23 protein-coding genes are annotated in these 22,797 nt (G+C 42.1%); 19 read left to right on the top strand and 4 right to left on the bottom strand.

Annotated features, from left to right (window positions below):
• Window positions 1-73: 73 nt before the first annotated feature.
• Entirely contained in the window at window positions 74-823 is a 750-nt protein-coding gene (locus tag CHJ_RS02825) for a copper homeostasis protein CutC (protein WP_317916810.1), read from the bottom strand.
• A gap of 269 nt (window positions 824-1,092) precedes the next feature.
• Window positions 1,093-1,698, bottom strand: coding sequence for a peroxiredoxin C (locus CHJ_RS02830; RefSeq protein WP_171753747.1), 606 nt, complete (start codon window positions 1,696-1,698; stop codon window positions 1,093-1,095).
• Between the two features lie 182 nt (window positions 1,699-1,880).
• On the opposite strand from CHJ_RS02830, the gene CHJ_RS02835 reads away from it, so the two are divergent.
• The 3 genes from CHJ_RS02835 (at window position 1,881) to aceA (ending at window position 6,397) form a co-directional block, all read left to right on the top strand.
• On the top strand, window positions 1,881-2,786 hold the full coding sequence (locus CHJ_RS02835) for a hydrogen peroxide-inducible genes activator (RefSeq protein WP_171753746.1): 906 nt from the start codon (window positions 1,881-1,883) through the stop codon (window positions 2,784-2,786).
• Window positions 2,787-3,358: 572 nt separating this feature from the next.
• Entirely contained in the window at window positions 3,359-4,984 is a 1,626-nt protein-coding gene (gene aceB, locus CHJ_RS02840) for a malate synthase A (protein ID WP_317916811.1), read from the top strand.
• A gap of 102 nt (window positions 4,985-5,086) precedes the next feature.
• On the top strand, window positions 5,087-6,397 hold the full coding sequence (gene aceA, locus CHJ_RS02845) for an isocitrate lyase (RefSeq protein WP_171753744.1): 1,311 nt from the start codon (window positions 5,087-5,089) through the stop codon (window positions 6,395-6,397).
• A 90-nt stretch (window positions 6,398-6,487) separates the two neighbouring features.
• On the opposite strand, the gene CHJ_RS02850 is transcribed toward aceA, so the two are convergent.
• Window positions 6,488-6,970 (bottom strand): CBS domain-containing protein, encoded by a 483-nt coding sequence (locus CHJ_RS02850; protein ID WP_171753743.1) that lies wholly within the window; start codon window positions 6,968-6,970, stop codon window positions 6,488-6,490.
• Between the two features lie 255 nt (window positions 6,971-7,225).
• Here CHJ_RS02850 and queA point away from each other — a divergent pair, with 255 nt between their 5' ends.
• From queA to CHJ_RS02880, 6 genes are all read left to right on the top strand, one after another.
• Complete coding sequence (queA, locus tag CHJ_RS02855) at window positions 7,226-8,296, top strand: tRNA preQ1(34) S-adenosylmethionine ribosyltransferase-isomerase QueA (protein WP_317916812.1); 1,071 nt, start codon at window positions 7,226-7,228, stop codon at window positions 8,294-8,296.
• A gap of 94 nt (window positions 8,297-8,390) precedes the next feature.
• A complete protein-coding gene (gene tgt / locus CHJ_RS02860) occupies window positions 8,391-9,515 on the top strand; it encodes a tRNA guanosine(34) transglycosylase Tgt (protein ID WP_171753741.1) in 1,125 nt (374 codons plus the stop codon).
• Between the two features lie 134 nt (window positions 9,516-9,649).
• Window positions 9,650-9,985 carry a preprotein translocase subunit YajC gene (gene yajC, locus CHJ_RS02865; RefSeq protein WP_171753740.1) on the top strand — a complete coding sequence of 112 codons (336 nt, stop codon included), beginning with the start codon at window positions 9,650-9,652 and terminating at the stop codon, window positions 9,983-9,985.
• A 21-nt stretch (window positions 9,986-10,006) separates the two neighbouring features.
• On the top strand, window positions 10,007-11,863 hold the full coding sequence (gene secD / locus CHJ_RS02870; protein ID WP_171753739.1) for a protein translocase subunit SecD: 1,857 nt from the start codon (window positions 10,007-10,009) through the stop codon (window positions 11,861-11,863).
• Between the two features lie 9 nt (window positions 11,864-11,872).
• The gene (gene secF / locus CHJ_RS02875) at window positions 11,873-12,820 is read left to right on the top strand and encodes a protein translocase subunit SecF (RefSeq protein ID WP_171753738.1); all 948 of its coding nucleotides are present in this window, start codon (window positions 11,873-11,875) and stop codon (window positions 12,818-12,820) included.
• A gap of 166 nt (window positions 12,821-12,986) precedes the next feature.
• Window positions 12,987-13,679, top strand: coding sequence for a glutathione S-transferase family protein (locus tag CHJ_RS02880; RefSeq protein ID WP_171753737.1), 693 nt, complete (start codon window positions 12,987-12,989; stop codon window positions 13,677-13,679).
• Between the two features lie 79 nt (window positions 13,680-13,758).
• Here the strand turns inward: CHJ_RS02880 and suhB are convergent, their stop codons facing one another.
• Window positions 13,759-14,562, bottom strand: a complete 804-nt coding sequence (gene suhB / locus CHJ_RS02885; RefSeq protein WP_171753736.1) for an inositol-1-monophosphatase — start codon at window positions 14,560-14,562, stop codon at window positions 13,759-13,761.
• A gap of 247 nt (window positions 14,563-14,809) precedes the next feature.
• Between suhB and trmJ the strand changes: the two genes are divergently transcribed.
• The 10 genes from trmJ (at window position 14,810) to pepB (ending at window position 22,736) form a co-directional block, all read left to right on the top strand.
• Window positions 14,810-15,538, top strand: a complete 729-nt coding sequence (trmJ, locus tag CHJ_RS02890; RefSeq protein ID WP_317916813.1) for a tRNA (cytosine(32)/uridine(32)-2'-O)-methyltransferase TrmJ — start codon at window positions 14,810-14,812, stop codon at window positions 15,536-15,538.
• A gap of 111 nt (window positions 15,539-15,649) precedes the next feature.
• Entirely contained in the window at window positions 15,650-16,153 is a 504-nt protein-coding gene (gene iscR, locus CHJ_RS02895) for a Fe-S cluster assembly transcriptional regulator IscR (RefSeq protein WP_171753734.1), read from the top strand.
• A gap of 30 nt (window positions 16,154-16,183) precedes the next feature.
• Entirely contained in the window at window positions 16,184-17,398 is a 1,215-nt protein-coding gene (locus CHJ_RS02900; RefSeq protein ID WP_171753733.1) for an IscS subfamily cysteine desulfurase, read from the top strand.
• A gap of 37 nt (window positions 17,399-17,435) precedes the next feature.
• Entirely contained in the window at window positions 17,436-17,819 is a 384-nt protein-coding gene (gene iscU / locus CHJ_RS02905; protein ID WP_171753732.1) for a Fe-S cluster assembly scaffold IscU, read from the top strand.
• 69 nt (window positions 17,820-17,888) lie between these two features.
• Entirely contained in the window at window positions 17,889-18,212 is a 324-nt protein-coding gene (iscA, locus tag CHJ_RS02910) for an iron-sulfur cluster assembly protein IscA (protein ID WP_171753731.1), read from the top strand.
• Window positions 18,213-18,258: 46 nt separating this feature from the next.
• Window positions 18,259-18,762 (top strand): co-chaperone HscB, encoded by a 504-nt coding sequence (hscB, locus tag CHJ_RS02915; RefSeq protein WP_171753730.1) that lies wholly within the window; start codon window positions 18,259-18,261, stop codon window positions 18,760-18,762.
• A gap of 32 nt (window positions 18,763-18,794) precedes the next feature.
• The gene (gene hscA / locus CHJ_RS02920) at window positions 18,795-20,645 is read left to right on the top strand and encodes a Fe-S protein assembly chaperone HscA (RefSeq protein ID WP_317916814.1); all 1,851 of its coding nucleotides are present in this window, start codon (window positions 18,795-18,797) and stop codon (window positions 20,643-20,645) included.
• 22 nt (window positions 20,646-20,667) lie between these two features.
• Complete coding sequence (gene fdx, locus CHJ_RS02925; RefSeq protein WP_171753728.1) at window positions 20,668-21,006, top strand: ISC system 2Fe-2S type ferredoxin; 339 nt, start codon at window positions 20,668-20,670, stop codon at window positions 21,004-21,006.
• A 17-nt stretch (window positions 21,007-21,023) separates the two neighbouring features.
• On the top strand, window positions 21,024-21,218 hold the full coding sequence (gene iscX / locus CHJ_RS02930) for a Fe-S cluster assembly protein IscX (RefSeq protein ID WP_171753775.1): 195 nt from the start codon (window positions 21,024-21,026) through the stop codon (window positions 21,216-21,218).
• Between the two features lie 234 nt (window positions 21,219-21,452).
• Entirely contained in the window at window positions 21,453-22,736 is a 1,284-nt protein-coding gene (gene pepB / locus CHJ_RS02935) for an aminopeptidase PepB (RefSeq protein WP_317916815.1), read from the top strand.
• Window positions 22,737-22,797: the final 61 nt, after the last annotated feature.

Here is a 22,797-nt window from a genome sequence, read left to right on the forward strand (position 1 = left end):
ATCTTTTCATTTAAAGTCTAGGCTAAACTCAGTTATCCTCAAGGTGGTTGATCCAGTAAAGTTTATATATTTGTCAGCAAGATATAGAACGAAGACGCTCGGCAACCTTCTTGATTTTGTCGGTACTGGTTACAGGAATCGCAAAATCGTCAACATCACTTGCGCCCATTTTTGCATTGTCGGCAATGGCGAGCATATGACTGGTGCGAGTTGTTTTACCGGATAAATGAACTTCAGTGATCCCTGTGCAGCGAACAATATTGGTGACGTTGTGAGCATTTACTCCTGCCCCTGCCATAATTGAAAAACGGCCATTTGCCTTTTTAACCATATCCGCTATGACTTCACACCCTTGATCGGCAGAAGCGGCAAGACCAGAGGTGAGAATTCGCTGGCAACCTAGTTCCGCTATCGCTTCAATAGCTTGGTTATAGTCATTACATTGATCAATCGCTCGATGGAAGGTAACGCCTAAACCGGCGGCTGACTGCATAATGCGTTTTGAGCGCTCAATATCGATATCACCCTCTGCGGTAAGTAAGCCAAAAACGATACCTTGAAGTCCTGCCTGTTTGGCTACATGGATATCTTCCAGCATAGAGTCAATATCAGAGTCTTGATAAAGAAAATCCCCTTGTCTTGGACGGATCATCGCGTATACCGGAACAGTAGAGAGCTCGGCGGCTTTTTTCATAAGGCCATAGCTTGGTGTTAAACCACCTAATGCGAGAGATGAGCAGAGTTCGATGCGTGTTGCGCCACCTGCAATGGCATTTGGTAAAGATTCTAGATTATCAATACAGACTTCGAGTTGGACATTCATTGTTACACCATTTTATCTACGCTAGATTTTATCCCGTTCAGTGATTTGTTGATGTTATTTATCTGGATAAGGCTAACTGGATATCGTTCTATGGGAGAGTGGAGAAGTATAACAAAAGAGAGGTCACTGTTTGGAGGAAATAAAAAACCCGGAAATATTCCGGGTTTTGGTTTTGGCTAACTTATTACTTTATAACTGATTGGCGTGCGTTTTACGCTTTATATTGTGTCCAACCATCAACCTGTGAGCGCAGGCGAATTAGTAATAGTTTATTTTAAATCATCTTCATGTTCAGATAGGAACGCAGCAACACCTTTTGGTGACGCATCCATACCTGCTTTACCTTCTTCCCACTGTGCTGGGCATACTTCACCATTTGTTTGGTGGAAGTTTAATGCGTCAACCATGCGAAGCATTTCGTCGATGTTACGACCAAGAGGTAGGTCATTAACTACTTGGTGACGAACTAGACCGTCTTCATCAATTAGGAATGAACCACGGAAAGCAACACCTGCTTCTGGATGTTCTACATCGTATGCTTTACAGATTTCATGTTTAACATCAGCAATAAGAGGGTATTTAACTTGACCAATACCACCATCTTCGATTGCAGTGTTACGCCATGCGTTGTGTGAGAATTGTGAATCGATAGAAACACCAATAACTTCAACACCTTTCGCTTGGAAATCTTCGAAACGTTTGTCAAAAGCAATAAGCTCTGATGGGCAAACGAAAGTGAAGTCTAGTGGGTAAAAGAATACAACTGCTTTTTTACCTTTAGTGAATTCTGCAAAGTTAAAGCTATCAACAATCTCACCGTTACCCAATACAGCTGCAGCAGTAAAATCTGGGGCTTGACGACCAACTAGTACCATTTTTTTGCTCCTAAATAGAATTATTATCAAACGTATGTTTGATTCCGTGTTTCGATAACAGAACTATAGTACATAATCATGGATAGAAAAAAGCGAATTAAATAGATTGATTTAATCGAAAAAAGCGATAAGGTTGATTTTCTTTATATTGAGTTATTACCCATTAAGAATAAGTGGTTAGTATGAACAAGTGGCCAAGCCTCAAACAACTGCACTATATAATTACCCTACATGAAACCAGACACTTTAGCGAGGCAGCACAGCGCTGTTTTGTTAGTCAATCTACTTTGAGCAAAGGAATACAAAATTTAGAAGAGATGATTGGCTGTCCACTTTATGAAAAGAAGGACAAAAAAAGCCCACTGGTGTTTACACCTGCGGGCGAGCAAGTGGTCACTCATGGTAGAGAACTGTTGGCAAAGGGACAGGACTTAATGGAGTTAGGTCAACTATGCCAAGGTGACGCAATGCAAGGACGGTTAAAAGTGGGTTGTATTCCTACCATCGCACCATTTTTATTGTGTGATTTGGTGCAAGAGATAAATCAGCGCTTCCCACAGCTTGATCTATTGCTTAGAGAAGACACCACAAGTAATTTGCTGCAGGCACTAAAACATGGGGATCTTGACGTGTTAATTTTGGCGTTGCCTATGGATATAGGCAATATGCAGAGCCAAATCGTTGGGCAAGACCCGTTTAGAATGGTCATCAGCCGTAATCAAGCTGGCGCAATACGAGTTCCGATTAAGTATGATGATCTTCCTGATGAGTCGGTGTTTTTGTTAGAAAATGAACACTGTTTAACAGAACATGCTGTGTCAGCTTGTAAGTTAACGGATAAAGATAAAATAAACCCTTTCACCGCGACAAGTTTGCACACTTTGGTGCAGATGGTTGCCAATGGTCTTGGAACCACCTTTATCCCTCAAATGGCCATTGAGCATGGTCTCTTGGATAATCAAAATTTAATTGTCGTTGATCCTCCCGGACAGCAAGCCTATCGAGATATTGGTCTAGTTTGGCGACCGAGTTCATCTCGTTATGAGACTTTCGAACAACTTGGTGAAGTGGTTTCAGGCCTTTTATAAGTAAACGCATCTAAAAAAGCTCTCTAGTTTTGTAGGGCTTTTTAGATGATTGTACTTTTTTACATGTAAAATTTTACAGCTGTAAAATTTCTCTCTTTTTATGTCACTTTCAACCACAAAGAACAAGAACAATGTTCTGTGTCACATCTTTAATTGTGCTAATCGTTTTGTAAGTAAACATTAGCCACTCATTAATTAAATAGTAATTATAAGGTTAGGGTGTTTTTTTAAACGCTCGTTTAACATATCAAAATTACACATTTGTAATTTTACAACGTAATTTTCATAAAATATTAAACATAATTCAATCGTTTGTTTGAAACAGAGAATCATACTGTTTTTACGGCTAAGCTCTATTTTTTCTTTAGCTAATCCTCTGTTTAAAGTAACGTAAGTAGTATGTTTTACTAATACTTATGTCGGATATCTTGCAAGGTAAAAACGATTATTATGGCAGTGTGAATCGGAATTGCTCTAAAACAGATATCCATAAAACAGACCAAATCTAATCATTTTGACGTTGCTTATATTTTTGGTGTTTAAGTTACAAATGTAATTTTAAGGAAGAAATTATGCTGACAGACACGAAACAGCCATTTAACCCCGACTCTTTAGCTGAACAGCTTAATGTTGTTGGTCATGTAAGCGCGGAGCATCAAGAAATTATTCCTAAGGGAGCCCAAGAATTTCTTGCTCATCTTTGTGAGCAGTACTCATCTCGAGTAGAAGAGTTACTCACTGCTCGTGAAGAGAAACAGCTAAAAATAGATGCGGGTCAACTTCCAGACTTTCTTCCGGAAACTCAAGATATAAGAGAGGGAAGCTGGAAAATTCAGGGCATTCCAAAAGATTTACAAGATCGCCGCATTGAGATCACCGGCCCGACAGATAGAAAAATGGTGATTAATGCGCTTAATGCCAATGTAAAAGTATTTATGGCTGATTTTGAAGACTCTATGTCTCCTGCTTGGAGTAAGGTTCTTGATGGTCAAATAAATTTACGTGATGCCGTTAATGGAACCATCGATTACATCAATCCAGACAATGGCAAGCATTATCAACTGGCTGCGGATCCAGCGGTTTTAATTTGTCGAGTACGTGGACTGCATTTAAAAGAGAAGCACGTCACCTTCAATGGAAAGATCATCCCCGGTGCACTGTTTGATTTTGCCCTCTATTTTTATAACAACTATAAAGCGCTATTAAAGAAATCAAGCGGCCCTTATTTTTACTTACCTAAATTGCAAGATCATCAAGAAGCCAAATGGTGGAGTGACGTTTTTCACTTTACAGAGGACTATTTTGGTTTAGACACGGGAACCATAAAAGCCACGGTGTTGATAGAAACACTGCCTGCGGTTTTCCAGATGCATGAAATTCTATTTAACTTAAAAGAACATATCGTTGGGCTAAATTGTGGTCGTTGGGATTATATCTTCAGTTACATAAAAACCTTGCGAAACTATCCAGACAGAATATTGCCTGACCGCCAAGCGGTCACTATGGAGAAGCCTTTTCTTAATGCCTATTCTCGATTGCTGGTAAGAACTTGTCACAAGCGAGGAGCTTTTGCGATGGGAGGCATGGCGGCCTTTATTCCCGCTAAAGATCCCGTAGAGAATCAAAAGGTTCTCGACAAGATCTGTAACGATAAAACGCTAGAAGTCAATAACGGTCACGACGGTACTTGGGTTGCTCATCCCGGTTTAGCGGATACTGCTAAAGCAGTATTTGATGAGGCATTAGGTGAGCGAAGTAACCAACTTAATATCCGACGTAATGATGATGCTCCAATCACCGCTGAAGAGTTGCTTGCACCTTGTGAAGGTGTGCGCAGTGAAGAGGGGATGCGTCACAATATTCGAGTGACATTGCAATATATCGAAGCGTGGATTTCTGGTAATGGCTGTGTCCCTATTTATGGATTAATGGAAGACGCTGCGACCGCGGAGATTTCTAGAGCTTCTATCTGGCAATGGATTAAACACGGTAAGACATTGGACAATGGAGAAGTGGTGACAAAAGCACTATTTGAACAGTATTTGCAGCAGGAGTTTGAAGTAGTGAAGCAAGAGTGGGGAGCCGATAAATTTGACGCGAGACGTTTTGATGAAGCGGCTGAGCTTATGGCTCGCTTAACCACTAGCGATGAATTAGTAAATTTCTTAACCGTACCGGGCTACGAATTATTAGCCTAACTCAATGATTAAACTGAATTAACAAAACGGCATTTTAATATTCGGCCATAAATGAACATACAGGATGTAGTGCTAAAGCACACAATAAAGAGGGATCAAATCATGACTATGACACGCCAACAACAAATTGATGCACTTGAAAAAGACTGGGCTGAAAACCCACGCTGGAAAAACGTAAAACGAACTTATACCGCGGCAGAAGTGGTGGATCTTCGTGGCTCTGTGCTTCCTGAAAATACCATTGCACAACGCGGCGCTGATAAACTGTGGGAACTGGTTAACGGCTCAGCAAAAAAAGGGTATGTGAACTGTTTAGGTGCCCTAACTGGTGGTCAAGCTGTTCAACAAGCTAAGGCGGGCATCGAAGCGATTTATCTGTCTGGTTGGCAGGTGGCTGCGGATAACAATACCGCGTCTAGCATGTATCCTGATCAGTCACTCTATCCTGTAGATTCTGTTCCGTCCGTTGTGAAACGTATAAATAACTCTTTCCGCCGAGCGGATCAGATTCAATGGTCAAACGGAACCTGCCCTGAAGATGAAGGTGGTATTGATTACTTCTTGCCTATCGTTGCTGACGCAGAAGCGGGTTTTGGTGGAGTGTTAAACGCTTATGAGCTAATGAAATCTATGATTGATGCTGGTGCTGCCGGGGTTCACTTTGAAGATCAGCTGGCTTCCGTTAAGAAGTGTGGTCATATGGGCGGTAAGGTACTTGTTCCGACACAAGAAGCGGTGCAAAAACTGGCGGCGGCTCGTTTAGCGGCAGATGTTGCAGGAACAACCACACTGGTAATTGCTCGTACCGATGCAAATGCGGCAGACCTATTAACGTCAGATTGTGATTCTTATGACAAAGACTTTATTGTAGGTGAGCGAACTCAAGAAGGTTTCTACCGTGTCAATGCAGGTATAGAACAAGCGATTTCTCGAGGACTGGCTTATGCTCCGTATGCTGATTTGGTATGGTGTGAAACAGCGAAACCTGATCTGGATGAAGCGAGAAAGTTTGCAGAAGCAATTTTGGCTGAGCATCCTGAGCAACTCTTGGCTTATAACTGTTCGCCTTCGTTTAACTGGGAGAAAAACCTGGATGCCGAAACCATCGCCGCCTTCCAGCAAGAGCTATCGGACATGGGTTATAAGTACCAGTTTATTACTCTGGCGGGTATTCATAACATGTGGTTTAACATGTTTGAGCTGGCTCATGCTTATGCTCAAGGTGAAGGCATGCGCCACTACGTAGAAAAAGTTCAGCGACCTGAGTTCGAAGCGGCAGAGAAGGGCTATACCTTTGTAGCGCACCAACAAGAAGTAGGAACGGGTTACTTTGATAAGATGACCAACACCATTCAAGGGGGCAACTCGTCGGTTACAGCATTGACGGGGTCAACAGAAGAAGACCAGTTCTAAACTGGCGAAATTTAAACTCAAGTGGGCGGATGAGGTTCACTTGAGTTTATCGAGCTTCTGAGCGGCAATGCCGCTCTTTTTTATGCAAAGTTAAAGCTCGTCATCGTACTCATCAAACTCATCCATATCCGCCATATCGTTGTTATCAGGCTCGGTTTCTTCTTGTAACTCTAAAAGATGAATCGCTATCATAACGAAATCACTGTCAGTAATAATACCAACCAGATGACCTTCAGAAACTATTGGTAAACAACCTACTTTATGTTTTTGCATATAGGTTGCACACTCTTTCAATCCTGCATTCGGATCGGCGGTCATGACGTTTTTTCGCATAGCGACTTCGAGTGCTGTTGTGAGAGTATGAGACTGCTCTTCGGGTATTTTTTGTAGGCTAGATTCTTGTGCAGCTAAAACATCTCTTTGGGTAACAACACCGAGCAATTTATGATCTGTATCCACTACGGGTACGTGACGAATATCGTGCTCTTCCATTAAGTGTTTAGCGTCGGCTAGTGAGTGTGAACGCAACAGGGTGTGAGGGTTGCGAGTCATCATGTCTTCAACTTTGATCATCCCGACCTCCTTTTGTTTGTCTAAGTTAAATATAGGTGGTTTTTTTAAAGATATCTGAGAGCTACAGCATTGTTTTGAGGGATAAATTGTCATGGCAAAGTGAATGAAATAGTAAAATTTCAATGGGACGACACGGTAACAAGTTTGTCAGGCAAAAATCCCCATAAAATCGTTAACAAACCTTGCTATTACGGGGATGAAGCCTATACTACTCCACTGCAAAAAATTTAGTCATGAGAGCAAAAGAATACCGCCATGCAAGTTTCTGATTTCAATTTTGAACTCCCTGATGAGTTGATAGCTCGTTACCCAAAAACCGAGCGTAGTGCCAGCCGTTTATTACAGCTGAATGGTAATGCCGGTTCTATCTCTGATGGAACTTTTACTGATGTGCTCAATCTAGTTGAAGAGGGCGATCTGCTGGTATTTAATAATACTCGTGTGATACCAGCTAGAATGTTTGGCCGAAAAGCCACAGGTGGTAAAATAGAAGTTCTGGTTGAACGAATGCTGGATGAACATTCTATCTTGGCTCATGTTCGCTGTTCAAAATCCCCTAAAGTTGGCGCGGCTCTTCTGCTTGGTGAAGAGGATCAATATCAAGCTGAGATGGTTGCACGGCATGATGCGCTATTCGAAATCCGTTTTAATTCTGAGAAGGTGGTTCTCGATATTTTGAATGATATCGGCCACATGCCACTTCCGCCGTATATAGACCGCCCTGATGAAGACGCAGATAAAGAAAGGTATCAAACCGTCTACAACGAAAAACCGGGAGCGGTAGCGGCACCAACAGCGGGTCTTCATTTTGATGACAAGCTAATGGCAAGCATTAAAGAAAAAGGTGTCGAGTTCGCTTATGTCACTTTGCATGTAGGCGCCGGTACGTTTCAACCTGTTCGTGTCGATAATATTCTCGATCACCATATGCATGCTGAGTATGTGGAAGTTCCTCAAGAAGTGGTTGATGCCATTAAGGCAACAAAAGCGCGAGGCGGACGAGTTATCGCGGTTGGTACAACCTCTGTGCGCTCATTAGAAAGCGCGGCTCAGAGTGCGATAAAAAATGGCACAGAGTTGCTGCCATTCTTTGATGACACAGAGATCTTCATTTACCCCGGTTATGAATATCAATTAATTGATTGTTTGATTACCAATTTTCATCTTCCTGAATCAACATTAATCATGTTAGTCAGTGCGTTTGCCGGTTATCAGAACATTATGAATGCCTATCATCATGCTGTTAAGGAAAAGTACCGTTTCTTTAGCTATGGTGATGCGATGTTTATCAGCAAGAAAACAAGTGACACCAATCTGAGCAAGTAACGGTTCAGACTGGTGTGCAGATAATGTTAGTGAGATAACTTGCTAACAAAAGTAGAAAACGGCCAGACTGTTTCTCTGGCACATTGGAGGCTTCGTGGAATACGAACTATTTAAAAAACAAGGTAATGCTCGTCGCGGTCAGTTAACGTTTGATCGTGGAACAGTACAAACACCTGCATTTATGCCTGTAGGTACTTACGGAACGGTTAAAGGTATGACGCCTGAAGAAGTCAAAGGAACTGGCGCCGAGATCTTATTAGGAAACACCTTTCATCTTTGGTTACGCCCAGGGCAAGAAGTAATGAAAATGCATGGTGACCTGCATGACTTTATGAACTGGCAGGGACCTATTTTAACCGATTCAGGTGGTTTTCAGGTGTTTAGCCTAGGTGATATTCGTAAGATCACTGAAGAGGGTGTTCATTTTCGTAATCCGGTAAACGGCGACAAAATTTTTATGGATGCAGAAAAATCCATGGAAATTCAGAAAGACCTTGGTTCTGATATCGTGATGATTTTTGACGAATGTACTCCATACCCTGCGACACATGATGAAGCGAAGAAATCGATGGAGATGTCACTTCGCTGGGCTCAACGTAGTAGAGACCATTTCAATAAGCTGGAAAATCCAAATTCTCTTTTTGGTATCGTTCAAGGTGGTGTTTTTGAAGACCTTCGTGATGTCTCCGTTGAAGGGTTAACCAACATAGGTTTTGATGGTTATGCTGTTGGTGGACTGGCGGTAGGCGAGCCAAAAGAAGATATGCATCGTATTTTGGAACATACATGTCCGCAATTGCCAGAAGATAAACCTCGTTACCTTATGGGTGTAGGTAAACCAGAAGATTTGGTTGAAGGTGTGCGTCGCGGGATTGACATGTTTGATTGCGTAATGCCAACTCGAAATGCACGTAATGGACACCTATTTGTTACTGGTGGTGTGATCAAGATCCGTAATGCGAAACATAAAACCGATACAGGACCACTAGATCCTCACTGTGACTGTTACACTTGTCAAAATTATTCAAAGTCATATTTACATCATTTAGATCGCTGTAACGAAATTTTAGGTGCAAGGCTGAATACTATTCACAACTTGCGCTATTATCAGCGTCTTATGGAGAGTATCCGTAAAGCAATTGATGAAGATCGATTTGAACAATTTGTTGAAGAGTTTTATGCACGTAGAGAGCGAGAAGTACCGCCTCTAAGTAAATAAGAATCGTTGAAAACGAGTTTTCCATATCCGGAGCTCGTTTTCTTTTTAAAGTTTTGGGGAACACTCACTTGAAAAGTGCAGAGTACTCCCCAATTTTAGTTAGATACATAAACCTTAATAGAGGAAGTTTCTGAATGAGTTTATTCATTTCTCAAGCTCACGCAGCCGCGGAAGGCGCAGCACCAGGTGGTGGTTTCGAAATGCTGATCATGCTAGGCATGTTTGGTGTTATTTTCTATTTTATGATTTTCCGTCCACAATCTAAGCGTGCGAAAGAACATAAAAACCTTATGGCTTCAATGGGCAAAGGTGATGAAGTTCTTACTGGCGGTGGTCTAGTAGGAAAAATTGCTAAAATTGCTGAAGATAATGACTACATCGTAATTGCATTAAATGACAATAACGAAGTAACAATTAAGAAAGACTACGTAACGGCAGTTCTGCCAAAGGGTACTCTTAAATCTCTATAATACAGCTTAAGGATCCTCGCTGTGCTAAACCGATATCCTTTATGGAAGTACCTGATGGTGATATTTACTCTCGCCATCAGTGCATTATATGCCCTTCCAAATATCTACGGTGAAGATCCGGCTATTCAAATTACAGGGGCGCGTGGCGCCGCTGTTGATATGTCAACGCTGGATTCTGTCACCAATGCTCTTAATGAAAAGAGCCTTTCTCATAAATCCATAGCTTTAGAAAATGGATCGATTCTCGTACGCTTCAATGATACTGATACTCAAATCAGTGCTCGTGATCTTGTTAGCGAAGCGTTAGGCAAAGAGATTATTGTTGCTCTTAACTTAGCTCCAGCGACCCCAACATGGTTAGAAAGTGTTGGTGCGGCTCCAATGAAACTTGGCTTAGATCTGCGCGGTGGTGTTCACTTCTTGATGGAAGTGGATATGGATGCGGCAATGGTTAAATTGCTTGATCAACAAGAAGAGTCATTTCGTTCTGAGCTACGTGAAGAAAAAATTCGTTACCGTGCTATTCGTAAACAAGGTAAAGAGACTGTAGAAGTTGTTCTTCGTAATGCGGAGCAGTTGGCTCAAGCCAAAGCGACATTGTCGAGCAAACACCCTGACATGATTTTTACCGAAGTTGATTCAGGCGGAAGCTTTGTTTTATCTGCAAGCTTTATTGAAGCTCGTCTTGCGGAAGTTCGTAATTATGCTGTTGAACAGAACATTACAATTCTACGTAACCGTGTGAACGAACTGGGTGTTGCAGAACCTTTGGTTCAACGTCAAGGCGCTAGCCGCATTGTTGTCGAACTTCCAGGTGTTCAGGATACTGCCAGAGCGAAAGAAATTTTAGGCGCTACCGCGACGTTAGAATTCCGTGCGGTTGATGAAAAAGCAGATTTAGCGGCAGCAGCAAATGGCCGAGTGCCAGCAGGCAGTGAGCTAAAACTTGACCGTGACGGTCGCCCTGTTGTGCTGAAAAAACGCGTTATTCTTGGCGGGGCAAGTATTACTGATGCAAGTTCCAGTACCGATGAATATGGACGTCCTCAGGTTAATATCTCACTAGATAGTGAAGGTGGCAGCAAAATGTCAGCATTCTCGAAAAAGAATGTGGGCAAGTTGATGGCAACCGTATTTGCTGAATATAAAGATAGCGGTCGTAAGACACCTGAAGGCAAAGTGATTTTGTCTAAAAATGAAGAAGTCATTAACCAAGCGACCATTCAAACCGCTTTGGGACGTAACTTCCGCATTACTGGTATTGACTCTGTAGCCGAAGCGCATAACTTAGCTCTACTACTTCGTGCTGGTGCATTGATCGCGCCAATCTCAATTGTTGAAGAGCGCACAATTGGTCCATCAATGGGTCAGCAGAATATCGATATGGGTATTCAAGCGTGTATCTTCGGTATGGTCGCAGTAATGTTGTTTATGCTGGTCTATTACCGTAAGTTTGGCTTTATTGCTAACTTGGCGTTGGTGGCAAACTTGGTGCTAATTGTTGGTGTTATGTCCATGATACCAGGCGCCACTATGACGCTACCGGGTATTGCCGGTATTGTACTGACAGTGGGTATGGCTGTGGATGCTAACGTTCTGATTTTTGAGCGTATACGCGAAGAGCTTAGAGAGGGCAGAAACCCTCAACAGGCCATACACCAAGGTTATGCTAATGCCTTTAGTACTATCGCAGATGCTAACATCACGACATTGATCACCGCGATTATCCTATTTGCTGTTGGTACGGGCGCCATTAAAGGCTTCGCCGTTACTTTATCAATAGGTATTTTGACCTCTATGTTTACCGCTATTATAGGAACACGTGCTGTTGTGAACCTAATTTATGGTGGCAAACGTATTAAGAAATTGTCGATTTAAGGAAAAGTTATGTTTCAGATAATGAAAGCAGACAAGACCATCGACTTTATGCGTTGGTCAAAGATTGCCTCTGTGTTTTCTGTGTTAATGATTGCCACTGCAATTTTCACTCTTTCAACGAAATGGTTGAACTGGGGACTGGATTTTACCGGTGGTACGCTAATTGAAGTTGGTTTTGAACAACCTGCAGATTTAGAACAAATTCGTACTTCATTAGAAGCCAAAGGCTTTGGTGATGCTACGGTGCAAAACTTCGGTTCTGCTCGTGAAGTAATGGTTCGTCTTCGTCCTCGTGATGATGCTCAAGGTGAGAAACTGGGTAACCAGATCTTAACAGCGTTAGAACAAGGTACTGGTGAAAGCGTTGAAATGCGCCGTATTGAGTTTGTCGGTCCTAATGTTGGTGATGAACTGGCAGAAGCGGGTGGACTGGCGATTATTGCGTCGCTGATCTGTATCTTGCTTTATGTATCAATGCGATTTGAGTGGCGTTTAGCCGCAGGTGCTGTTTTAGCCCTGACGCACGATGTCATCATTACTCTTGGTGTCTTCTCTATCATGCAGATAGAAGTTGACCTCACCATTATTGCAGCGTTATTAACGGTTGTAGGTTACTCACTGAACGATACCATCGTTGTGTTTGACCGTATTCGTGAAAACTTCCGTAAAATGCGTAAAGGTGATTCTGCTGAAGTAATGAACAGCTCAATTACCCAGACATTAAGCCGTACATTAATAACCTCTGCGACAACCTTGTTTGTTGTTATTGCCTTGTTTACTCAAGGTGGTGCGAATATTCATGGTTTTGCTACTGCGTTGTTATTGGGTATCACTGTTGGTACATACTCTTCAATCTATGTTGCTTCGGCACTGGCATTGAAACTGGGTATTCAACGTGAGCACTTAATGCCTCCTCAAATTGAGAAAGAAGGTGCAGAGTTTGATGAGATGCCATAGCAAACATTGCTAATGTCATTTTTGAACTGTGAGAACCGCAACGAAAGTTGCGGTTTTTTTTTGCAATGTTGTTATTTCTTTAAGTAGTCTTTACATTGATGATCTTATTGAAAATAATTAGTCGTTATCTATGGACTAAAAACTTGTCAAGCTAATGGAATATAAAATGCTAATTTTAAAGCAGAGTGCTGTTCGTCTAGATGGAATTAACGCCAGTCCTTTTTGTGCCAAGCTGGAACTTTTTCTTCAGTTTTATCAAATTCCTTACTCAATTAAGCATGCACTTCCAATGCATGGTCCCTATAAGAAAATTCCGTTTGTGGAGTATCAAGGTGAGGTGTTAGCTGACTCGGATCTTATCATTCAGAGGCTGCTAGAGGATTATAAGATCAATGTAGGTTTAAGCGAGCTAGAGCTCAGTCAAGCTCGTGCATGGAAGATGCTGATTGAAGAACACCTTAACTGGATTGTCGTGTACAGCCGTTGGATACCGGAACAGAGTTGGCAGAGATTAAGCACTCTATTCTTTTCTCGGCTCAAATGGCCACTTCGTTCTATCATCGCTCGGGTCTCAAGAAGAAAAGTAGAAAAAGCACTCTATTCTCAAGGAATTGGTCGGTTTGATTTTGAACAAATAATGGCTGAGGGCAACAAAGATCTGATGGCCATTAACAGCTTGCTCTCTGAGCAATCATTTATAGCCGGGGAACAGTTTAGCTATTTTGATTGTTCTGCGTATGCAGTACTAAAAAGCATCTTAAACCAAGATATGCCGACCCCATTAACGGACATTGCTGCTCAATATCCTCATATTAAAACTTACCTACAGCGAGTAGAAGAGAGTCTGCCAAGAGGTTAATAAAAAGCCCCCATCTTTCGATAGGGGCTATGAATTTGTTATTGTGCGTATAATCAGCTGTGACGGGCTAATAAATCGATTATCTTAAAACGGCATTATTGCCGTTTTCACGGATGTGTTTAAGGATAGTCTTAACACCACGCGCACTTGAACCAACAATGTTGCCTGAGTCCATATAGTTTGTGCCACCAGAGAAATCGGTCAAGATAGCGCCTGCTTCACGAGCAATAAGCTCACCAGCGGCCATGTCCCATGGTTTTAGTCCCAGTTCAAAGTAGCCATCTACGCGACCAGCAGCTAAGTAGCATAGGTCAAGGGCAGCAGAACCAGTGCGACGGAAGTCAGCACACTCAGTAAATAGAGCCGTCATGATCTTCATGTAAGATTCGGAGTGTTGCTTTTGCTTAAATGGGAAACCTGTTGCAAGGATAGTACCTTGAAGATCTTTAAGCTGTTTTACTCGAATTCGAGCATTATTAAGCTGAGCGCCAGAACCACGTTGTGCAGTAAATAGCTCGTTTTGCATTGGATCGTATACGCAAGCGACTTCTGTTTTGCCATTAATACGAACGGCAATAGAAACAGAGAAATGCGGAAAACCTTTAAGGAAGTTGGTTGTTCCATCTAATGGGTCGATGATCCACTGAACGCCTGTATCTTTACCTTCTACAACGCCACTCTCTTCTGCAATGATGCTGTGATCAGGATAAGAGCTTTTGATTGTATCAATAATAATGGTTTCGGCTTCATTATCGATGTTAGTTACAAAGTCGTTAAGACCTTTTTGTGAAGCTTCAATTTTATCAGTAGTTTCTAGTGATTTAGCAATATGATTGCCTGCCTTTCGTGCAGCACGAATAGCAATATTTAGCATAGGATGCATAAAAAAATACCCAAAAGATGTTAAAGAACAGAAAGCGGCGGCGAGTATATCAGAGTTCAGCAAAATGTGAAGTGGTTATTTTTTATCCGCTTACTGCTTTATTTAAGAAAAGCGTCGTGATGTTCATTGGCTTGATCTGGCAGCCAGCTCATTTCTGAGTAGTAATTGTCTTGCGAGCGCAGGAGTATCTTGAGGTCAACGGTGTATGTGTTAACATTCGTCAGCTCCTATTTTTTGGTAAATATCCATGCTTAATAATGTAAAAGTAATCCTAGTTGGTACTTCTCACCCTGGAAATATTGGTTCTGCTGCTCGCGCTATGAAGGTAATGGGCTTAAATCAATTAGTACTTGTTGACCCTCAATGTGAAGTGGATGAGCAGACAGTGGCATTAGCTGCTGGTGCTGCGGATATCGCTCAAAATGCGACAGTAGTAGCTACCCTTGAGGATGCTATTGGTGATTGTGGTTTAGTGGTGGGGTCTAGCGCTCGCTCTCGCACACTGGAATGGCCTATGTTAGAGCCAAGAGAGTGCGGTGAAAAATTTGCCATTGAAGGGGAACAACATCCAGTGGCTCTTGTTTTTGGAAGAGAGCGTACAGGTTTAACCAATGATGAACTGCAAAGTTGTCATTACCATGTTTGTATTCCTGCAAACCCAGAATACAGCTCATTAAACTTGGCAATGGCGGTGCAAACTTTAGCTTATGAAGTTCGAGTCGCTTATTTGAATCGCAGCCAGATTAACGATTCTAAGCAAGAAGAAGTCTACCCACGTCACAAAGAGCTAGAGATGTTTTATCAACACCTTGAAAAAGTGATAACAGATACCCAATTTATCTCTCAAGACAAACCAAACCAAGTAATGACGAAGTTGAGACGACTATTTAGTCGTTCACGACCAGAAATTGGTGAAATAAATATATTGCGTGGCATTTTATCGTCAATAGAGAAGCAGATAGAGAGTAAAAAATAACCATTTTTTGCGAAAGGTTAAATACTTGACTGTTTTAGTCAAATAAATACTTGACCAATTTAGTCGGGTATGAAAAACTTTGTCCATGTTAACACGTGGATAGAGTGTAGTATGAGACTTACATCTAAAGGAAGATATGCAGTAACCGCAATGCTTGACGTTGCGCTTCACTCGCAAACTAGCCCTGTACCTCTTGCAGATATTTCAGAGCGTCAAGGAATTTCGCTTTCATATCTGGAGCAGTTATTTTCTAAGCTTCGAAAAGCAGGATTGGTAGATAGTGTTCGAGGCCCAGGTGGTGGTTACCGTCTAGGCAAAGACGCATTTAGCATTTCTATCGGCACTGTTATTGCGGCTGTTGATGAATCAGTAGATGCAACAAAGTGTTCTGGCAAAGCTGATTGTCAGGGAGGCACTCGCTGCCTAACGCACACATTGTGGCGTGATCTTAGCTCTCGAATTAGTGATTTCTTAAACAATATCACTCTTGGTCAGCTAATGAATGACAATGAAGTGCTAGAGATTTCAGATCGCCAAGAGCTTAACTTGGTGGTTAATAATGGGTTTTCACAAAATATAACAAGTACTGCCCCCATCAGTACAAATGCTCGCTAATAGCGACAATGTTTTACATTGGAGTAATAAATGAAACTGCCTATTTATTTTGATTACGCAGCTACCTGCCCGGTAGATGAGCGTGTTGCTGAGAAAATGGTTCAATGTATGACGATGGACGGCACGTTTGGCAACCCAGCCTCTCGTTCTCATCGTTACGGTTGGCAAGCGGAAGAAGCGGTTGATACTGCCAGAGAGCAGATCGCTGACTTATTAAATGCCGATCCACGTGAAATAGTCATCACGTCTGGTGCAACCGAATCCGATAACCTTGCGATAAAAGGTGCTGCGCACTTTTATGGCAAAAAAGGTAAGCACATCATTACGTGTAAAACAGAGCATAAAGCCGTTCTGGATACCTGTCGCCAACTAGAGCGTGAAGGGTATGAAGTCACTTACCTCGCTCCTGAAGCTAATGGCCTGATTGACCTTAACAAGCTTCAAGACGCTATGCGTGAAGATACGGTTTTGGTTTCTATCATGCATGTAAATAATGAAATTGGTGTGATTCAAGATATCTCTGCTATTGGAGAGCTATGCCGTGAACGCAAAATCATCTTCCATGTTGATGGCGCACAATCTGTAGGCAAACTGCCTATTGATGTCCAAGAGATGAAAGTGGATCTTATTTCAATTTCTGGTCACAAAATGTATGGCCCGAAAGGTGTTGGCGCTTTATATGTTCGTCGTAAACCACGTATCCGCCTAGAAGCTCAGATGCATGGCGGTGGTCATGAGAGAGGTTTCCGTTCTGGCACTTTAGCCACACACCAGATTGTTGGTATGGGTGAAGCTGCTCGTGTCGCTAAACAAGATATGCAAAAAGATTTTGAACATGCGAAAGCGTTACGTAACCGTATGTTAGAAGGTTTAAAAGAGCTTGAAGCGTTAACAATTAACGGTGATTTAGACCAACGTTTACCAAATAACCTAAATGTTAGCTTCGCCTTTGTTGAAGGTGAATCGCTGTTGATGTCACTGAAAGATCTGGCTGTTTCGTCCGGTTCTGCTTGTACCTCTGCCAGCCTTGAGCCTTCTTATGTGTTAAGAGCGCTAGGCTTGGATGATGAGCTAGCACATAGTTCGGTGCGTTTTTCTTTTGGACGTTACACAACGGAAGAAGAAGTTGATTACGCAGTTGAACAGATAATTGCAGCAGTAAATAAGTTAAGAGACATGTCTCCTCTATGGGATATGTACAAGGAAGGGGTTGATTTGAGCACCGTTGAGTGGGCTCATCATTAATCTCAAGTGTCAAAAATAGAGGAACGAGGAATTAATTATGGCTTATAGTGAAAAAGTGATCGATCACTATGAAAATCCACGTAACGTAGGTTCTTTTGATAAAGAAGATCCTAGTGTTGGTAGTGGTATGGTTGGCGCACCTGCATGTGGTGATGTGATGAAGCTGCAAATTAAGGTAACACCTGAAGGCATCATCGAAGACGCAAAGTTTAAAACATACGGTTGTGGTTCAGCGATTGCTTCAAGTTCACTTGTTACTGAGTGGGTTAAAGGTAAGAGCATTGATGAAGCAGCGGCGATCAAAAACTCTGAAATTGCAGAAGAGTTAGAGCTGCCACCAGTTAAGGTGCACTGTTCTATTCTTGCTGAAGATGCGATTAAAGCAGCCGTATCTGATTATAAAAAGAAGCACCACGAGTAATAAGCTAATGGAGGAAGAACTGATAGCTTCTTCCTCTTATTTTAACGATAAGATGTAAAAGGTTGTAGTATGGCCATCACCATGACAGAAGCGGCAGCAAGCAGAGTTGGAGCATTCCTTGAAAACAGAGGAAAGGGCATTGGTTTGCGTCTTGGTGTAAAAACAACAGGCTGTTCGGGCATGGCATATGTGCTTGAGTTTGTTGACCAATTAAATGAAGAAGATCAAGTTTTTGATATTAGTGGATTAAAGCTTATCGTTGATCCTAAAAGCTTGGCTTACCTAGATGGAACAGAATTAGACTACGCCAAAGAGGGGCTAAATGAAGGCTTCCAATTTAACAATCCAAACGTTAAAGACGAGTGTGGTTGTGGTGAAAGTTTCACTGTCTAAATTTTGTTAATCGGTACTTGATATCGTCATTTAGGTTAAGAAAATAATGAATCATTTTGAATTATTCGGGCTACCAATCCAGTATCAACTGGATGGTAGCCTTCTTTCTAATCAATTTAGAGAGTTGCAGCGTCAATTCCACCCCGATAATTTTTCTACCGCATCAGAAAGAGATCGATTAATGTCGGTTCAAAAAGCCGCTCAAATTAACGATGCCTATCAGGTTCTAAAACAACCTATTTCTCGTGTTGAATATATACTCGCTCTCCATGATATTGATATTCGTAGTGAACAAAAAACACTGCAAGATCCTCTGTTTTTAATGGAACAGATGGAGCTAAGAGAAGAGTTAGAAGAGATTAATAGCGAAGATGAGCTGTTTGATTTTGACGCCAAGGTAGACAAGATATATAAACAATACTTGCTGGATGTACAAAATCAGCTGGAGGCTTCTTTATGGGAGCAGGCAGCAGAGCAAGTAAGAAAGCTTAAATTTATAGCAAAATTAAAAAATGAGATAGAACAAGCAGAAGACCGTCTATTCGGTTAAGGCTGTTAATATCGAAAGAATAAGGAAGCTTAATGTTACTTCAAATCTCCGAGCCAGGACTAAGCCCTGCACCACATGAACAGAAACTCGCTGTCGGAATAGATTTAGGTACGACTAATTCATTGGTGGCCTCTGTGAGAAGTGGTAATGCTTCACCTTTAGCCGATGAGAGTGGTAATGCGATAATTCCATCAGTGGTTCATTATCAACAGAACGCATTTGATGTTGGTGCTGATGCTCGGAAAAATGCGCAGTCGGATCCTGTCAATACTGTTATTTCGGTTAAGCGACTTATTGGACGTTCGTTGGCTGATATTCAGCAACGTTACCCGTCATTGCCTTATCATTTTCAAGAGAGTGATAATGGACTGCCTTTATTGAAAACCGCTGCGGGAATAAAAAACCCTATCCAAGTCTCTGCTGATATTTTAACTGCGCTAAATGAACGTGCAGTCTCTTCTCTTGGTGGAGAATTAGAAGGTGTGGTGATTACGGTTCCTGCCTATTTTGATGATGCGCAACGAGCAGGCACCAAAGATGCCGCAACATTGGCGGGAATGAACGTACTGCGTTTGCTTAATGAGCCAACCGCTGCTGCGATTGCTTATGGCTTGGACTCTGGTCAAGAAGGTGTTATTGCGGTTTATGATTTGGGTGGAGGAACATTTGATATTTCCATTTTGCGCCTATCTAAAGGGGTGTTTGAAGTTCTGGCTACTGGCGGTGATTCAGCGCTGGGTGGCGATGATTTTGACCATTTAGTCGCAGAGCACATTCTCTCTCAAATCTCTATCCCGACGCCATTAACGGCAGAGCAGAATCGAGAACTGTTGGATGCGGCGACTCAAGCTAAAATTGAATTGGCAAAACAGAACTCAGTGTCTGTTTCTGCATTAGGTTGGCAAGGTGAACTCACTCGAACCGAGTTTGAGCAACTCATCGATCCTTTAGTTAAGAAAACACTGCTTGCGTGTCGACGTGCATTGAAAGACGCCGAGGTTGAGGCTTCAGATGTACACGATGTTGTCATGGTTGGTGGCTCGACACGAACACTTCTTGTTAGAGAGAAAGTAGAGCAGTTTTTTGGACGCACACCATTAACCAGTATTAACCCTGATGAAGTGGTCGCGATAGGCGCCGCAATTCAAGCGGATGTATTGGTTGGCAATAAACCTGACTCAGATATGCTGCTGCTGGATGTGATTCCTCTGTCATTAGGTATTGAAACCATGGGGGGATTAGTTGAGAAAATTATCCCTCGCAACACCACCATTCCAGTGGCAAGAGCTCAGGAGTTTACCACCTTTAAAGATGGCCAAACCGGAATGTTAGTTCATACGGTTCAAGGGGAGAGAGAGTTAGTGGATGATTGCCGTTCATTGGCCCGATTTTCTCTGAAAGGTATTCCCCCTATGACTGCCGGAGCCGCGCATATACGCGTTACTTACCAAGTTGATGCTGATGGCTTGTTGTCCGTGACCGCGATGGAAAAGAGCACAGGGGTTCAAGCTGAGATTCAGGTTAAACCTTCTTATGGTCTAAGTGATGATGAAATGGCCAATATGCTGAAAGATTCCATGACATTCGCCAAAGACGATATGTTAGCCCGCGCACTGGCGGAACAGCGAGTTGAAGCGGATAGGGTGATTGAAGGTCTGATTGCGGCGATGCAAGCTGATGGTGATGAACTATTGAATAATGAAGAGCGTCAAGCTTTACTGTCATCCATCGAAGCGTTGATTGAACTTCGCAATGGTGACAATGCTGATGCGATAGAACAAGGTATTAAAGAAACCGATAAAGCGAGCCAGGATTTTGCTTCACGTCGAATGGATGTCTCTATTCGCAGGGCTCTTTCTGGTCAGTCTGTCGATAACTTATAATATCGGTTACAAAGGATAAATTATGCCAAAGATTGTTGTACTACCACATGAAGAACTTTGTCCAGAAGGCGCTGTCTTAGATGCAGTGAGTGGAGAAACGGTATTAGATGTTGCCCTTAAAAACGGTATTGGAATTGAGCATGCGTGTGAGAAATCATGTGCCTGCACCACTTGCCATGTCATTGTTCGCGAAGGTTTTGACTCGTTAGATGAGAGTGATGAACTAGAAGATGATATGTTAGATAAAGCGTGGGGTTTAGAGCCTGAGTCACGTTTAGGCTGCCAAGCTAAAGTGATGGACGAAGATTTAGTGGTAGAGATTCCTAAATATACGTTAAACCACGCATCTGAAGACCATTAATTAAAGAGGGAACGATGATGAAATGGACGGATTCTCGTGACATCGCGATTGAGTTGTGTGATTTGTATCCCGATCTTGATCCTAAAACAGTACGATTTACAGATATGCACAAATGGATCACAGAACTTGAAGAGTTTGATGACGATCCTCAACGTTCAAATGAGAAGATATTAGAAGCCGTGTTGCTCTGTTGGTTAGATGAAGTAGATTAAAAGCAGCTTAGTTGCACTATCTGTTCTTAACCATTATGAATTTGAACACACTATATCTTATTGAAATAGAAGGGCTATGCCCTTCTATTTTTCTTGAAAAGGCTTTTCGAACTCGGATTTTTACATAGAAATACAAGTGATAATCATTATGTGGTTAACATAAGCCCGATGATTCAACGTAGTTAATTAAAAAGGTATACGGTAAGTAAACTGTATATTTGGCAAGGAGAAATCATGTCTACACAGATGTTAGTTAGTATCTCAAATACACCAGCAGCTCCTCATTGGGGAGAAAAAGCCATTCTCTCTTATTCCGAAAATGGTGCCGTTATTCACTTAGATGAAACGCATGATCTTGGTGCCATTCAAAAAGCGGCACGTAAACTTGAAAGCAATGGTATTAAATCTGTACAACTGCAGGGAGAAGCTTGGCAGTTAGAAGAGATCTGGGCATTTTATCAAGGTTACCGTTCGGCTAAAAATAGTTCCAAGATGGAGTGGCAACCTCTTAAAGACGATGAACAGAGTGAGTTACAAGCGAGAATTCACGCGACTAACTGGGTAAGAAATATTATTAACTTGCCAGCAGAAGAAGTTGCTCCTCGTCAATTGGCCACAATGGCGGGAGAATTTATCAAAGCTCTGTCGCCAGAAAATGTCTCTTATAAAATCGTTAAAGACAAAGATTTGTTGACGGAAGGTTGGCAAGGTATCTATGCAGTTGGTCGAGGTTCTGAACGCACATCAGCGATGCTGCAACTCGATTACAACCCAACCGGCGATGAGAATGCCCCTGTTTTTGCTTGTTTAGTGGGTAAAGGCATAACCTTTGACTCTGGTGGTTATAGCTTAAAACCCTCTAATTTCATGACGTCGATGAAAGCCGATATGGGGGGAGCTGGAACCATCACAGGTGGATTAGGACTGGCTATTTCTCGTGGATTAAATAAAAGAGTTAAGCTTATTCTTTGTTGTGCAGAGAATATGGTATCAGGTCGTGCTCTTAAACTTGGTGATGTTATTACCTATAAAAATGGTAAGACGGTTGAGATCATGAATACTGATGCTGAAGGTCGATTAGTTTTAGCTGACGGCCTTATCTATGCGAGCGAGCAAGATCCTGAAATGATAGTAGATTGTGCGACATTAACAGGGGCAGCAAAATACGCCCTGGGTAATGATTTCCACGCTCTACTTAGTTTTGATGATGAACTGTCGAGCAAAGCGCTATCTTGTGCTCAGAGTGAAAAAGAGGGACTTTGGCCGCTGCCTTTAGCGGATTTCCATCGTGGAATGTTGCCGTCTAGCTTTGCTGATCTCTCTAACATTAGTAGCGGAGATTACTCGCCAGGTGCAAGTACCGCAGCTGCATTCCTCTCTTATTTTGTCGAAGATCACAAAAAAGGCTGGCTACATTTTGACTGTGCCGGTACTTATCGTAAAACTGCTAATGACAAATGGTCTGCTGGTGCAACGGGTATGGGTGTGAAGACACTAGCCCGACTTCTGGTCGATTAAGTAAAACAAATTATAAAAATTGGCGACTCAAGGTGAGTCGTCTATAAGTAAAGTAGTAAAA

Source organism: Vibrio sp. MACH09 (assembly GCF_033238805.1).
Lineage (GTDB): Bacteria > Pseudomonadota > Gammaproteobacteria > Enterobacterales > Vibrionaceae > Vibrio.